Annotated in this window: 14 protein-coding genes; all 14 read left to right on the plus strand. The window is 45.0% G+C overall.

Annotation, left to right across the window (positions count from 1 at the left end; all coding sequences use genetic code 11):
* Position 1: 1 nt before the first annotated feature.
* The 14 genes from A8806_RS20280 to A8806_RS20345 all read left to right on the plus strand — a co-directional run bounded on the left by A8806_RS20280 (position 2) and on the right by A8806_RS20345 (position 14,298).
* On the plus strand, positions 2 to 1,195 hold the full coding sequence (locus A8806_RS20280; RefSeq protein ID WP_109732990.1) for a MalY/PatB family protein: 1,194 nt from the start codon (positions 2 to 4) through the stop codon (positions 1,193 to 1,195).
* A gap of 212 nt (positions 1,196 to 1,407) precedes the next feature.
* A complete protein-coding gene (locus tag A8806_RS20285) occupies positions 1,408 to 2,031 on the plus strand; it encodes a TetR/AcrR family transcriptional regulator (protein WP_109732991.1) in 624 nt (207 codons plus the stop codon).
* Positions 2,028 to 2,924: an ABC transporter ATP-binding protein gene (locus A8806_RS20290; protein WP_109732992.1), complete on the plus strand. Its 897-nt coding sequence runs from the start codon at positions 2,028 to 2,030 to the stop codon at positions 2,922 to 2,924. Before A8806_RS20285 ends, A8806_RS20290 begins: the two co-directional genes overlap by 4 nt.
* The gene (locus A8806_RS20295; protein ID WP_109732993.1) at positions 2,924 to 3,721 is read left to right on the plus strand and encodes an ABC transporter permease subunit; all 798 of its coding nucleotides are present in this window, start codon (positions 2,924 to 2,926) and stop codon (positions 3,719 to 3,721) included. Before A8806_RS20290 ends, A8806_RS20295 begins: the two co-directional genes overlap by 1 nt.
* Positions 3,722 to 3,891: 170 nt before the next feature.
* Complete coding sequence (locus A8806_RS20300; protein ID WP_109732994.1) at positions 3,892 to 4,725, plus strand: tyrosine-type recombinase/integrase; 834 nt, start codon at positions 3,892 to 3,894, stop codon at positions 4,723 to 4,725.
* 306 nt (positions 4,726 to 5,031) lie between these two features.
* Positions 5,032 to 5,901: a helicase associated domain-containing protein gene (locus A8806_RS20305; RefSeq protein WP_109732995.1), complete on the plus strand. Its 870-nt coding sequence runs from the start codon at positions 5,032 to 5,034 to the stop codon at positions 5,899 to 5,901.
* Between the two features lie 124 nt (positions 5,902 to 6,025).
* Positions 6,026 to 6,688 carry a response regulator transcription factor gene (locus tag A8806_RS20310; RefSeq protein WP_109732996.1) on the plus strand — a complete coding sequence of 221 codons (663 nt, stop codon included), beginning with the start codon at positions 6,026 to 6,028 and terminating at the stop codon, positions 6,686 to 6,688.
* A gap of 63 nt (positions 6,689 to 6,751) precedes the next feature.
* Complete coding sequence (locus A8806_RS20315) at positions 6,752 to 7,717, plus strand: ATP-binding cassette domain-containing protein (RefSeq protein ID WP_330405419.1); 966 nt, start codon at positions 6,752 to 6,754, stop codon at positions 7,715 to 7,717.
* Entirely contained in the window at positions 7,710 to 8,516 is an 807-nt protein-coding gene (locus tag A8806_RS20320) for an ABC transporter permease (RefSeq protein WP_109732997.1), read from the plus strand. The genes A8806_RS20315 and A8806_RS20320 overlap by 8 nt, the downstream gene beginning before the upstream one ends.
* Positions 8,517 to 8,525: 9 nt before the next feature.
* A complete protein-coding gene (locus tag A8806_RS20325) occupies positions 8,526 to 9,422 on the plus strand; it encodes a sensor histidine kinase (RefSeq protein ID WP_109732998.1) in 897 nt (298 codons plus the stop codon).
* Between the two features lie 67 nt (positions 9,423 to 9,489).
* On the plus strand, positions 9,490 to 10,794 hold the full coding sequence (locus tag A8806_RS20330) for a DUF6056 family protein (RefSeq protein ID WP_109732999.1): 1,305 nt from the start codon (positions 9,490 to 9,492) through the stop codon (positions 10,792 to 10,794).
* 83 nt (positions 10,795 to 10,877) lie between these two features.
* Positions 10,878 to 11,507, plus strand: a complete 630-nt coding sequence (locus A8806_RS20335; protein ID WP_109733057.1) for a cytidylate kinase-like family protein — start codon at positions 10,878 to 10,880, stop codon at positions 11,505 to 11,507.
* A gap of 161 nt (positions 11,508 to 11,668) precedes the next feature.
* Positions 11,669 to 13,054, plus strand: a complete 1,386-nt coding sequence (locus tag A8806_RS20340) for an MATE family efflux transporter (RefSeq protein ID WP_109733000.1) — start codon at positions 11,669 to 11,671, stop codon at positions 13,052 to 13,054.
* A gap of 65 nt (positions 13,055 to 13,119) precedes the next feature.
* Positions 13,120 to 14,298, plus strand: a complete 1,179-nt coding sequence (locus A8806_RS20345) for an MFS transporter (RefSeq protein WP_109733001.1) — start codon at positions 13,120 to 13,122, stop codon at positions 14,296 to 14,298.
* Positions 14,299 to 14,324 lie beyond the last annotated feature (26 nt).

The raw sequence follows: 14,324 nt of genomic DNA on the forward strand, positions 1-14,324 counted from the left end.
TATGAAGTATGATTTTACAACAATTATGGACAGGGCAGGTCATGACGCCATCGCAGTGGATGATATTCCGATTCCGGGTGCGAGGGTAAAGGATGGTTTCTCGAGACTCCCGATGTGGGTTGCAGACATGAATTTCCCAACGCTGCCATCCATTCTGGATGCAATGGAGGAGAGACTTAAGCACCATCATTTCGGCTATTTCAATTTATCGGATGCTTATTTTAACGGGATTATGAACTGGCATAAAGAGAGATTCGGCGTGACAGGCATGACCCGGGAAGATATCGGCTATGAAAACGGTGTACTGGGCTGTGTATCAGCCTCGATTCAGGCATTTACAGCGCCGGGGGATGCAGTACTTTTGCATTCCCCCACCTACATCGGTTTCACGAAAACGATTGAAAATATCGGGAGAAATATTATACTGAGTGACCTGAAGCTGGATGAAAACAATGTCTGGCGGATGGACTATGAAGACATGGAGAAAAAGCTCAAGGAAAACAAGATCCACTGTGCTGTGTTCTGTTCCCCGCATAATCCTACAGGAAGAGTCTGGGAGCGGGAGGAACTTGAGCGGGCAATGGAGCTGTATCAGAAATATGACTGTGTTGTTATTTCTGATGAAATATGGGCGGACCTGACACTCCCCGGACATACGCATATCCCGCTGCAGACAATTTCCGAGGATGCAAAGAACCGGACAATCAGTGTTTATGCCCCGTCAAAGACCTTTAATCTGGCAGGTCTGATCGGTTCCTACCATGTCATATACAATTCTTACCTGAGAGACCGCATCGGAAAGGTTTCCGCGGCCTCACATTACAATTCCTGCAACGTGCTGTCAATGCATGCCCTGACAGGGGCATACAGCCGGGAAGGAATGGAATGGGTGGATGAACTGCGGCAGGTGCTTGCAGACAATGTTGAGTATGCTTATGGGTTCATCAACAGCCATTTCAAAGGCGTCAGACTGGCAAAACCACAGGGCACTTACATGTTGTTTCTGGATTGTGAAGAATGGCTGAAGGAACATCAGAAGTCTCTGGATGAACTGCTGAGGGCGGGCGTTGAAGTCGGCGTAATCTGGCAGGACGGCAGAGCGTTCCACGGAAAATACAGTATACGGGTGAATCTGGCCCTGCCACATGTATTGGTGAAGGAGGCCTTCGACCGGCTTGACAAGTATGTGTTCTAATATTTAATATCGGTATTTATAATTTGAGAGGAGGGGAGTTCCCTTCTCTCTTTTTTTGCCTGTAGATAAAGTATTTCATTCTTTTTTTATTTTTATATAGCAGGGGGTTGCAAAAAATAGTCAATGGTTTATTCTGTTTATAAGGATTGACCAATAAAGTCAGTTCTAAGTACCGCAGCTTTAAGCAGGGCGGACAGGCAGGGAGGGGCCACATGAACGACAAATTTTATTTGCTTGAGGAAGAAAAACAGCTGAAGATTATAAATGCAGCTATGGAAGTATTCGGAAAAAATGAATACAAGAAAGCTTCCACCGATTTGATTGCGGCAAAGGCCGGAATTTCAAAAGGGTTATTATTTTATTATTTTCATAATAAGAAAGAATTATATATGTTTATTTATAATTACCTGATTGAAATTATGAAGGAACAGGTTGCAGATAAGAAGTTTCTGGAGTTAACTGATTTCTTTGAACTTTTAGAATATGCTGCGACGGGGAAGGTATGGATTCTCGACAAGAATCCATATATTATGGACTTTACAATGAGGGCGTTCTATTCTGAAAAAGAATGTGTTTCGGATGATTTAAAATCTGTAAATACGAAGCAGGAAGAGATCATGTACCAGACATACTTTGGACATATAGAAACTTATAAGTTTAAAGATGGGATCGATCCATTTAAGGTGTTTAAGATGCTGCGCTGGATGGGCGACGGCTATATCCACGATATACAGATGTCAGGGAGGGGATTCAATATCAATGAGCTGCTGAAAGAATTCAATGAGTGGATGGACATGATGAAAAGGCTTGTGTATAAGGAGGAGTATCAGATATGAGTGTAATTGAGATCAGCCATATTACGAAAGACTATGGGAAAGGCCGGGGCGTTTTTGATGTGAGCTTTTCAGTAAATCAGGGTGAAGTGCTGGGGTTTCTGGGGCCCAACGGTGCGGGGAAGACAACAACCATCCGCCAGTTGATGGGATTTATGAAACCGGACAGCGGAAAGCTGTCCATTATGGGGATGGACTGCTTTAAAAATACAGAGAAAATACAGAAATCTGTTGGGTATCTGCCGGGCGAAATTGCCTTTATAGATTCTATGAATGGAATGGAGTTTATACGTTTCGTGGCTAAGATGAAGAAGATGAAAGGGCTGGGGCGGGCTGAAGAACTCATGGAGATGTTCGAACTCAATGCGTCCGGGAGACTCAAAAAAATGTCAAAAGGAATGAAACAGAAGATAGGAATTGTCTGTGCATTTATGGACCCGGAGGCTGATATCATGATTCTGGACGAGCCAACATCTGGTTTGGATCCTCTCATGCAGAACCGTTTCGTAGAGCTGATCCTTTCAGAAAAGAAACAGGGGAAAACGATATTGATGTCTTCACACATGTTTGAGGAGATTGAACGCACATGTGACCGCGCTGCGATTATCAGGAGTGGACGGCTGGCTGCTGTGGAAGAGATTGAGAAGCTGAAAGAAGGCCGTCAGAAGGTGATTGAAGTTACGTTTAAAGAATCCCCGATGGCGGAAGAATTCGCGGCGGCCTTCCCGAGAGCTGTTTATCAGCCGGGGGGCAAAATTGTGACAGTCAAGGTTGGAAAGAATCTGGATGCATTTATCAAAAAGGCCGGAGAATATACGGTGACGGACTTTAATGTGCGGACCCAGAGCCTGGAAGAGTTCTTTATGCATTTTTACGGAGAGGGGGCAGACAAGTAATGAATACAACACTGTTTAAAAAAGAAATCAAATCGAACTGGCTGCTGCTTGTTATTTTTCTGGCGGTGCTTAGTGTGTACGGGAGCATGATTACAATTATGTTTGACCCGAAAATGGGGGACAGCTTAAAGCTGATGGCAGAAAGTATGCCGCAGATGTTCGCGGCCTTTGGCATGAATAATCCCGGAACAACATTGCTGCAGTTTGTTTCAAGTTATTTGTACGGCTGGCTTTTTATTGGTTTCCCCGGGGTGTTTATCATCATTCTGACAAACAGGCTGGCATCAAAATATGTGGACAATGGATCAATGGCATATCTGCTGGCCGCGCCGGTAAAGCGCTGGAAGATTATGCTGACACAGGCAGTTTTCATGTTATTATGCCTTGTGATTATGGTTGGATTTGTGACAGCACTGATACTTGCGTTTTGTGAAGGTATGTTTCCGGGGGAAATGGAAGTCAAGGCTTTTCTGCGGGTGAATATCGGTCTGTTGGGGCTGTTGGTGTTTTTAGGCGGCATAGGGTTCTGTGCATCCTGTTTTTGCAACGAAACGAAATACTCATCGGCAGTCAGCACGACAGTTTTAGTGTATTCTCTTCTGGCGCAGATGATTTCGAGAGTTGGGGATAAATTTGAAAATCTGAAGTATGCCACGCCTCTGACTTTGTTTGATGTTGATGGACTAGGGGCAGGAGACAGTCAGGCGTGGGCAGTATGCTGCATATTGTATGCGGCCGGGATCATTCTCATTGGAATTGGGATCGTGCGGTTTAGTAAGAGGGACCTGCCGCTTTGACCCGGGGGGACAGGAAATAAGGACACAGTAAAAGAATACAGAAAGTATGAAGAAAGGCATGACCGGGAGCACTTCGGTCGTGCTTTTTAAGATTGTAAAAAAGATAGGACCGTTTACGATTCCGTATAATGGGAATGATATGAACAAATATAATTCTCAGGAGGAAAAGTATGTACAGATTGAGTCCGGAAGATCTTCTTTCATTTGAAAAACATTTGACTGAAGAAGAAAAAAGTAAGGCAACCACTGAAAAATATTTGAGGGATATCCGTTGCTTTAGACGTTTCCTACAGGATGGGGACATCAGCAAAGAGCAGACGATTGCATATAAAAAGTACCTGTTAGAAAGATATGCTCCCTCTAGTGTGAATTCCATGCTGGTATCACTTAATTGTTTTCTGCGTTATGCCGGTAAACAGGAATTCTGTGTGAAATTATTGAAGGTCCAGAGGCAGATCTTTGCCACGGAAGATAAAGAACTGAACAGGCAGGAGTACCAGCGTCTTGTAAAAGCGGCCGGGGATACACGGATGTCATATATTATCAGGACTATCTGCGGTACGGGGATCAGGGTAAGTGAACTGGAATATATCACGGCAGAAGCTGTCAGGGCCGGTAAGGCCACTGTCCGGTGTAAAAGCAAAACAAGGGTCATCTTCATACCGGCAATGGTACAAAAAATATTATTTAAGTTCATAAAAAAAACCGGTCACAAAACCGGACCTGTATTTGTGAGTAGAAGTGGGAAACCTCTCGGCCGGAAAAATATCTGGAGGGATATGAAAGCATTGTGTTTAAAAGCGAAAGTGGCTGAGAATAAGGTTTTTCCACATAATCTCCGCCATTTATTTGCGAGAACATTTTACTCTGTTGAGAAAGATATCGTGAGGCTGGCTGATCTGCTGGGACACAGCAGCATTAACACGACCCGGGTGTATACGATAGAAACAGGTGAACAGCATATGGATTGTTTGGATCGTGTACAAATGTGTCTGATGACATAATGTCAATTATGTCATCCAGTATGTCATTTATATAGTAAATATCTTTGATTATTATAGCATTGACGGACTGTCAGCTCAACTTTGGACAGAGAAAATGAAAGAAAATAATAAGATTTACATATGTGTAATATTTCGTTTCACTGAAATGGGCGCAAAAATGAAGCCATCAAGCGGACCTTGAAAAGCGGTGGCTTCATTTTTGCGCCTCTTTTTGCAATTTTATTGGCGGCATTCAATCTTTAGTAATCTGACCATACTGATATGAAGACATAATTGACATTATGTCTTCCGGTGCGGGAGGATAAAATGGAGTCAAGAATATACAGGAAACAAACCTGGGATGAATGGTATCTGTGTGCGAAAGATTATTTTGAAGAACATGGGGATCTGCTTGTGCCCTCCAATTATATAACAGCGGACGGCTACCGTCTGGGACGTTGGATTGAGCGGCAGCGGGCGCGGTTTAACGGGCTTCTTGCCAGCCCAATCTATCATGATGAACAAATTGCCCTGGAAAGTATCGGGATGGTCTGGAAGCTGGAGGACAGACTTGAATGGGACAAATGGATTTCTCTGGCAGAAGGGTATTATCGGCAATATGGAAATCTGGAAGTTAATACCGAATATGTAGCAGATGGGTACCGGCTCGGATATTGGCTTAGGGAACAGAGGAAAAAGCGGAAATCCGGGAAATTGACGGAAAAGCAGATTAGAGATTTGGACCGGTACAAAATGATCTGGAGCTGCTATGAAAGAAGGAGCTGGAATAACTGGTATTCTATGGCAGAAGAATATTTTCTGGAAAACGGGAATCTGCTGATTCCGTTGAATTATAGGACTAAGGGAGGGGAACGGCTGGGAATATGGATTTTTGTCCAGCGGGAAAGGTACAGCCAGAAAGGAGGGCGCAAGCCTCTTAACAAGGAACAGATTCAGGCACTAGAGAGGATTTTGATGGTCTGGGAACTTGATAATGTGCGGGAGGAAAAGTGGACGGCCATGTATCAGTGGGTAAGTGAATATAAAAGAGAATATGGCCGTCTGCCTCTGGGAAGAGAATTGAAGGCTCCGGACGGGCGAAGTATGGGAAACTGGATATCTGTGCAAAGAAAGGCTCTGAAGCAGGGGAAGATGTCTGTGGCTAAAGCAAAGCAGCTGGAGACTCTGGAAATCTGAGCAATCAGCGTCCTGATGAAAGTGTATCCGGTGATTTATAAGTTGTATCCCGGAGCCTGTTTGTGGTATCATACCCATAATGACGATTTGATTATTAGGTTAGAATTATAAAGAGGAAAAGGCTATGCAGTCAATATTAATTATAGAAGATGATCCCAATATCAATAACATGGTTGCTGAATATCTACAGGAGAACAATTACACGTGTACCCAGGCGTTTTCAGGCAGTGAAGGTGCACTGCGTTTTTCGATGGAGACTTATGACCTGATTCTGCTGGACCTGATGCTCCCAGGGCAGACGGGGGAAGAGCTGATTCATACGTTTGCTGGTAAAGTTCCGGTCATTGTGCTTTCTGCAAAAAATGAGCTGGACAGTAAAGTAGAACTGCTCTCGTCGGGAGCTAATGACTATATCTGTAAACCCTTTGATCTTCGTGAACTTCTTGTGCGCATTCAGGTACAGCTTCGCAGTTCGCAGTCGTTTGATTCAGGGAGTATCCTTCATTATAAGGAATGGACGCTCAGCCCGGATACTCAGGAGATGACCGTTGCAGGAAAGAATATAGATTTTACAAAACATGAATTTAAAATACTGGAATTATTATGCAAGCATCCGAAAAAAGTATTTACCAAACAGGTAATCTATGAATATGCATGGGGTGACGAGTATTTTATAGAAGATAAGACGATCAATGTACACATCAGTAATATCCGTTCAAAACTGAAACCAACTGGGACGGAAACTTATATCCAGACTGTATGGGGGATGGGCTTTAAACTTTCTTAAACTTTTCTTTGCGCTTTTTGAATTTTGTGGGGCTACACTATAATTACATCAAAGGATGAGAGTGTGTTTCGAGAAGGAATGCGCTCTGAAGCAAAGAAAGGAGCTGCCATGAATACAGAATATGCAGTCAGAACGAAAAATTTAAGTAAGATATACGGCGCGAAAGCAGCCGTGAGCCATCTCAATATGGAGGTAAGAGCGGGAGATATCTACGGGTTTATCGGACGTAATGGTTCCGGCAAGTCTACCACACTGAAAATGTGCTGCGGGCTCGTCCATCCCACGGAGGGGGAAATCTCTCTTTATGGTTTGCCTGTAAAGAACCAGACAGCACGGCGCAGAGTCGGAATGCTTATAGAGGATGCGGGCCTGTATCCCCATATGACGGCCAGAGATAACATGATCCTGAAGGCAAAGTGCCTGGGGCTCACGGATGAAAAGAGTGTAGATAAGATTCTGGAGCTTATGAATCTGTCTCATACAGGAAAAAAGAAGATCCGGCAGTTTTCAATGGGAATGAAACAGAGGCAGGGAATCGCGATGGCCCTTCTCGGTAATCCAGACCTTCTGATTCTTGACGAGCCGATCAACGGTCTGGACCCGGAGGGGATCAGGGAAGTCAGGGAAAGTCTCATCAGGCTGAATGAAGAAGCGGGGAAGACGATCCTGATTAGTTCGCATATCCTGGGAGAACTCAGTAAACTTGCAACCTGTTACGGGATTATCAAGGAGGGGGAGCTGATCCAGCAGATTTCCAGAGAGAAATTAGAAGAGAAGTGTAAAGATTATCTGGAGCTTCAAGTGGACAATGCGGATAGAACCGCGGCGCTTTTGTCAGAGCATTATCCAAAGATACATTATGAAGTATCCGGCAGAAACCAGCTTCAGGTTTTTGATTTCACCGAATCGGGCCTGCTTACGGCAATGCTTGTACAGAACGGGATTCTTGTTCATTCGTGCAGCCTTCACAGGATGGATTTGGAACAGTATTTTCTGGAACTGATGGAAGGGGGTGCGCAGTATGCTTAATCTTCTTCGCACGGACCTATACCGTGTCTTCCGCAGCAAAAGTTTTTATATATGTTTTGGGATACTCGTATTTATCAATATCGTGACCTTTGGCATCCTGTTTATCATCACGAATCCATCGACCAGAGACCTGATCCTCCAGTTCGGGGCAGAGCTTTCAGCGGATGCCTCCGACATCGAGTCATCTCTGGCAAATACAACGATTCTGGAAATATTCCGGCAGGGAACTGTGAGCGGCGGCTTTCTTTCCGTTACGACAGGGGTTTTTGGTGCACTCTTTATATGCATGGATTTCGAGAGCGGGTTTATTAAGAACATTATGGCTGCCCATGAAAATAAGTGGGATTATGTTCTGGGTAAAACAGGTACTTTCTGCATTGTTAATTTCCTGTACCTTTTAGGTACTTTTCTGGTTACGCTGCTGTTAAATATTATCAGCGGAGGTTTTTTTGCATATTCGGGGTTAGAAGACATTCTGTATTATCTGTTCTCAGCCTGGTTTATCGTAAATGCCTTCTCAGCACTCATAATGCTAATCTGCATGATTACCCGCAGCAAGGCGGCGGGGGTAGCCGGGGCCATCTGTTTAAACAGCGGGCTCGTCGTTATGATACTCAGCAGTGTGTTCGGACTGTTTGGACTAGGGTGGATTTTTGACTACAGTTTATATTTGACTCTTGCTTCTCTGCCAAGTGCGTTTCAGGGAGAATATGGTTTGAGGCCATTTATTACCGGATCTGCTTTTTTTGTACTGTATACTGTTATCAGCGAGATTGTGCTGGCGAAAAAAGATATTTAAGGAGGTTAGATGCGGATGAAATTTCTGATTGCAGTACTGCTTATTGTGACTGCAGTACTGTCTGCCCTGATTATCCTCTATATCAGGGAGGTTAAGCATCTGTATAAACAGCTTGACCAGTTGGAAGCGGGCAGCCATATAGAGCTGACCTCGAACACAAGGAACCGGGCATTTTTGCGGCTTTATACGAAACTGAACCATATCTTTGCGGATGTCAGCGGCGAAAAACAGAAATATCTGCGGTCCCAGACAGAACTGAAACAGTCTATATCCAATATTGCGCATGATATCCGAACCCCGCTTACCAGTGCGTCGGGTTACCTGCAGATGCTGCAGGACTGTACGGAATCTGAGAAGCAGCTTCGCTATGAGCGGATTATTGAAAGACGGATTGCGGAACTAAAGGATATGCTGGAGGAATTGTTTTTATATACGAAGCTTACCAGCGGTGAGTTTTCACCCGACTGCCGCAGGACTGCGGTGTTCCCGATTCTGAGTGACTGTATGATTGGCCTGTTTCATGTGTTCGAGGAGAAACAAATAGAACCGGATATCCGGTTTGAGAATGAAGAAATCTGTGTCTTCGCAGCAGAGGAAATTCTTGGCCGCATCTTCCGTAATCTGATCAATAACGCATTGATACATGGTTTGGGCGGACTGAGTATTGTCCAGAAGGGGACGGCGTTTACGTTTTCGAACCCGGTGCAGAATGCTTCTGTAATTGACCCTGATAGAATCTTCGACCGATTCTATAAAGCTGACCCGGCCCGGCAGAAACATTCTTCCGGGCTGGGCCTTGCGATTGTAAAGGAACTGTGTGGGAAGATAGGTGGAACAGCAGAAGCGGCCATTGTGGACGGGCAGTTTCTGGCGATCACCGTCCGTTTTCAGCCGGCAGATGAATAAGCTGCCGGCTATCGGTATGTATATTGGTTTTAGGCGAGTCTGGCATAAAGTATGAGGAGAGATAAGTATGAATGTAATAAGAAAGACAGGGAGAAGAGTCCGGAGGTTCGGAATACGTAATTCGGTCTATATTGAGAGAACCGTTCTGGTATTATTGTGTTTAGGGCTGTGTCTGTTTCATTATAATGTCAGGGAGTGTAGAGCGGATACGGTCGTATTTAAGAGCTATCTGGAACAATATGGATTTCTGGATTTCCTTATCTGGCGTTCACAGACATGGTCAGGCAGGCTGATTCTGGAGGGGGCGCTTTATATTATACTGAAACAGCCCTATGTGGTGTTTGCTGTTTTGGACGGTCTGATTATTCTGGGGACGGTATATGCACTGCGGTCGCTGCTTGCGTGGAAACGGTTTGAAGCAACTGTATTTATAGCACTGTTGTTTATATTTCCGGCAGATGGCCTTGTCGAAGTCGGGATCCAGCCCGGTGCGATTAACTATATCTGGGCGCTGGCTGCTGCAATTGCTGCCTTAATTCCAATTAGAATGCTGTTTCAGGACCAGAAAGTCAAATGGTATCATTATGCAGGATATGGCGCCGCGGCACTATTTGGCTGTAATATGGAGCAGACAGCGGCAATTGTTTTTTGCTTCTATTTTCTGGCTGTTGTATATTTCTTTCAGCTTAGGAAGGTTAAGCCAATCCTGTTTTCTCAAATGGCAGTCAGCCTTTTATCTTTGGTTTTTCTAATGACCTGCAAGGGGAATGCGGCGAGGCTTGAGCAGGAGATTTCTTCTTACTGGCACGGGTTTGGGGAACTATCCGTAATTGATAAGCTCTGGAACGGCTGGTTTACTACAGTCAATTACTTTTATGCCGCGAGGGATATTCCATTTATTTTATTTATAGTGGTTCTATGTGTGTGGCTTTGGATGAAATATCGAAGGGTGAACATATTTACTGTGTGCGGAACTATACCATTTTTGTACCGGGCCGGCATCTGGGCAGGGAAAATTCCAGATGCTCTGTTTGGCACGCAAATTCGGAAATGGGCTGTTGGTGTATATTATAAAAATGGCGATCTGGAGGCACCGCCCCTGCCGGTCTATCCACAGATTATATTGTATACGATACTTACACTGATGATTCTGGTGGCTGTCTGTGGAAGCTTTATGTCTGCAAGAAAGACTCTGTTATTGGTTCTCATCTTATCGGCCGGACTTGCCACACGCCTGCTCATGGGATTTTCACCGACTCTGCTTGCATCAGGGACCAGAACATTCTTCTTTATGGATACAGCGCTGTGTATCGGAATTGTCTGGTATATCAGAGGAATATGGAATTTATTAATATCAGTTAATTTCGATTAAAAGCTTGTTATAATCTGACAAAATAAGTATAATAGTAGTAAGAACTGATGGACGTAAATCATGCAGGAAGGAGCTGAATGAATATGTCAAAGAATGTAATCATCACAATCGGGCGGCAGTTTGGAAGCGGCGGACGTGAAATCGGGTCGATGCTTGCGGAAAGATTGAATCTCCCGCTGTATGACAAAAATCTGGTGGAACTGGCGGCAGAGAAACTGGATATCAGCGAGGATACAGCAGATTCCGTAGATGAAACGGCTTTAAGCGGGTTTTTATCTACATATGCCTATGCACCCGGAACGATTATGCCGTATGTAGGGAGAGTGGATTATCTCGAGCCGATCAATGATAAGATGTTCTATGCACAGGCAGGGATTATACGTGAACTGGCGAAAAAGGGACCTGCAATCTTTATCGGAAGATGTGCCGACTATGTACTGGATGGAAAGGCGGAATGCCTCAATGTTTTTATCTGTGCAGACAAGGCAGACAGGATTAAAAGGACAATGGAACTTTTTGACCTGACAGAGAAGAAGGCCGCTGACAAGGTAAAAAAGATGGACAGAGAACGACGCTATTACTATGAGACATATACCGGAAAGGACTGGGGATCTGTCGGCTCCCACGATCTGGTCCTGAATGTAAGCAGACTGGGAATGGAACGGGCAGCAAAGGATCTGGAGCTGATATATAAAGGGATGATTGAGGATTAAGTGCAGTGTATTTCCTGACATAGATGCCGTGCACAGGGGTGCACGGCATTTGCATGTGTAATAGTGGAAAGTTCTCTTAATAAGGTAGACATTATGAAAAGGATACGTTAAAATAATCACAGTATGTACAGTAAGATAAGGAAAAAGGGAGAGATTTTTCTATGTTAACAGGTATGAAGAAGCTATTCGCCCCGGTAGATATGACTGAAGGGAATCCGGGTAAGAAGATTGTGGCATTCACAATCCCGATGCTGATCGGCAATATTGCCCAGCAGCTATATAATACAGCAGACAGCATCATTGTAGGCAGGTTCGTAGGGGACAATGCACTGGCAGCAGTTGGAAGTGCAGGACCTATACTGAACCTGCTGCTTGTGTTGTTCGTTGGGATTTCTGTCGGGGTCGGAATCATGGTGTCGCAGTATTTTGGCGCGAAGCAGAGAGAAGCGCTGTCAAAAACAATCGGATGCTGTATTACGCTGACGGTTATTACAACGGTTCTTGTCATGGCGGTTACCCCGTTTGTTACAATGCCGCTTCTAAGACTTTTGCGTACGCCGGACAGTATCATCGGGTGGTGCAATAATTATCTGATGATCTTGTTCATGGGAATTGTAGGATGTGCCTTTTATAACATCCTGGGTGGTATTTTAAGAGGTCTGGGAGATTCCGTTTCCGCCCTGGTGTATCTCCTCGTTGCGACAGTTATCAACATTGTTTTAGACTACATATTTGTGGCGAAGTTCGGACTTGGGGTGGCCGGAGTTGCACTGGCTACAGTAATTGCCCAGATGATCTCTGCGGTTTTATCATTTATGAAATTATGCCGGATGAAAGAGGTTTTTGATATGAAAAAAGAATATCTGATTCCGGAGAAGAAGTATTCCTGGGACCTGGTCCGTCTGGGACTGCCATCCGGTGTGACTCAGGCAATCTTTTCTTTGTCCATGATTGTTGTGCAGTCACTGACTAACAGTTTTGGGGAATTGTTTATAGCGGCCAATGTCATTGTCATGCGTGTGGATGGATTCGCGATGATGCCGGCATTCTCGTTTGGGACTGCGATGACGACATATTCCGGACAAAATGTAGGCGCCAGAAAGATGGACAGAGTGGTCAAAGGAGCAAGGCAGGGAACCGGGATAGCGGTGATGACATCGGCCGTGATTACGCTCCTGATTCTATTATTCGGACGATACCTGATGGCGATCTTTACAGAGACGCCGGAACTCGTGGAATTAAGCTTTTCTATGATGAAGATACTGGCAGCCGGTTATATAGCGATGGAAGTGACGCAGTGCCTGTCCGGTGTTATGAGAGGTGCCGGAGATACGGTTACTCCAATGTGGATTTCAATGGTGACGACGGTTGTCATCCGCGTGCCTCTTGCCTACGGTCTGGCATATTTTACAAGATCAGCTGCACATCCAAATGGAGACAGTGCGTGCATCTTTATCTCTCTCCTGATATCATGGGTACTCGGGGCATGTATTACATTTATTTGTTACCGCGCGGGACGATGGAAGAAAAAAGTGATTGCGGATTAAAAGGAAAACATAGAGAAAGGGCGGCGGTCAGGGAAAAAATCAATTTCTGACCGTCAATATACTACATGACGAAATCATACAAATATACTATTTATTCCTGCTATGTAGGATATATTACTCAGGCAATAGTTAACAATTTAGGACCGCTTCTGTTCCTTACTTTTCAGCAGCAGTTTTCGATTTCTGTTGAGAGGATAGGATTCCTTATCACAATGAATTTCGGAATCCAGTTGATCGTAGATCTGCTTGCCGCAAAATATGTGGACAGGATTGGCTACCGTGTCTGCATGGTATTTGCGCACTTTATGGCAGCAGCAGGACTGATCGGGATGGGGATCTTCCCATTTTTGTTTCCCACCCCTTATGCGGGATTAATGGCGGCGATTACCCTAAACGGAATTGGCGGTGGGCTGCTGGAGGTACTGGTAAGCCCGATTGTTGAGGCTGCGCCGACGGGGGCAAAAGAGAAGGCAATGAGCCTTCTGCATTCCTTTTACTGCTTCGGGCATGTGGGAGTCGTAATTCTGTCTACATTGGGATTCAAGCTCATAGGAATGGAAAACTGGAGATATCTCCCAATGATCTGGGCGGTTCTGCCATTTTTGAATGCATTTGTTTTTATGAGGGTTCCGATCCGCGTACTGGTCGAGGAAGAGAACCGTATTCCAATTAAAAAGCTTTTGTCCATGCGGATATTCTGGCTGTTCTTTGTTCTGATGCTGTGTGCCGGGGCTTCCGAGCAGGCAATGTCCCAGTGGGCATCCTATTTTGCCGAGAGCAGCCTGCATGTTTCTAAAACAGTGGGAGACCTGCTCGGGCCCTGCTCCTTTGCGCTTCTGATGGGAGTGTCCCGTGTCTTTTACGGGAAATGCGGAGAACGGATTAAACTGGAGAAGTTTATATTTATGAGCAGTGTGCTCTGCGTCGCAAGCTATCTGCTGGCGGTTTTTGCACCGATACCGATTGTCAGTCTTCTTGGCTGTGCCCTCTGCGGGCTCTCTGTCGGGATCATGTGGCCCGGTACTTTCAGTATAGCTGCCAGAGAATGCGCACAGGGTGGAACCGCCATGTTTGCTTTTCTTGCCCTTGCAGGGGATGCCGGCTGCATGTCCGGCCCGGGGCTTGTTGGTGTGGTAGCTGACCATACCTCGAAATGGGGACTGAAGGGTGGCTTATTTGCAGCAATTATCTTCCCAGTGTGCATCGCGGCAATATTCTTGATAAGAAAAGAAAAAGTAAAATAATGACTGGGTACCGTTGAAATAAGGTT

Source organism: Faecalicatena orotica (assembly GCF_003149245.1).
GTDB classification, from domain to species: domain Bacteria; phylum Bacillota; class Clostridia; order Lachnospirales; family Lachnospiraceae; genus Faecalicatena_A; species Faecalicatena_A orotica.

Coding starts and splice junctions, on each gene's coding strand:
- A8806_RS20325 (WP_109732998.1), top strand. CDS start 8,526: ATGCGGATGAAATTTCTGATTGCAGTACTGCTTATTGTGACTGCAGTA.
- A8806_RS20305 (WP_109732995.1), top strand. CDS start 5,032: ATGGAGTCAAGAATATACAGGAAACAAACCTGGGATGAATGGTATCTG.
- A8806_RS20340 (WP_109733000.1), top strand. CDS start 11,669: ATGTTAACAGGTATGAAGAAGCTATTCGCCCCGGTAGATATGACTGAA.
- A8806_RS20335 (WP_109733057.1), top strand. CDS start 10,878: ATGTCAAAGAATGTAATCATCACAATCGGGCGGCAGTTTGGAAGCGGC.
- A8806_RS20290 (WP_109732992.1), top strand. CDS start 2,028: ATGAGTGTAATTGAGATCAGCCATATTACGAAAGACTATGGGAAAGGC.
- A8806_RS20320 (WP_109732997.1), top strand. CDS start 7,710: ATGCTTAATCTTCTTCGCACGGACCTATACCGTGTCTTCCGCAGCAAA.
- A8806_RS20300 (WP_109732994.1), top strand. CDS start 3,892: ATGTACAGATTGAGTCCGGAAGATCTTCTTTCATTTGAAAAACATTTG.
- A8806_RS20345 (WP_109733001.1), top strand. CDS start 13,120: ATGACGAAATCATACAAATATACTATTTATTCCTGCTATGTAGGATAT.
- A8806_RS20280 (WP_109732990.1), top strand. CDS start 2: ATGAAGTATGATTTTACAACAATTATGGACAGGGCAGGTCATGACGCC.
- A8806_RS20330 (WP_109732999.1), top strand. CDS start 9,490: ATGAATGTAATAAGAAAGACAGGGAGAAGAGTCCGGAGGTTCGGAATA.
- A8806_RS20295 (WP_109732993.1), top strand. CDS start 2,924: ATGAATACAACACTGTTTAAAAAAGAAATCAAATCGAACTGGCTGCTG.
- A8806_RS20285 (WP_109732991.1), top strand. CDS start 1,408: ATGAACGACAAATTTTATTTGCTTGAGGAAGAAAAACAGCTGAAGATT.
- A8806_RS20310 (WP_109732996.1), top strand. CDS start 6,026: ATGCAGTCAATATTAATTATAGAAGATGATCCCAATATCAATAACATG.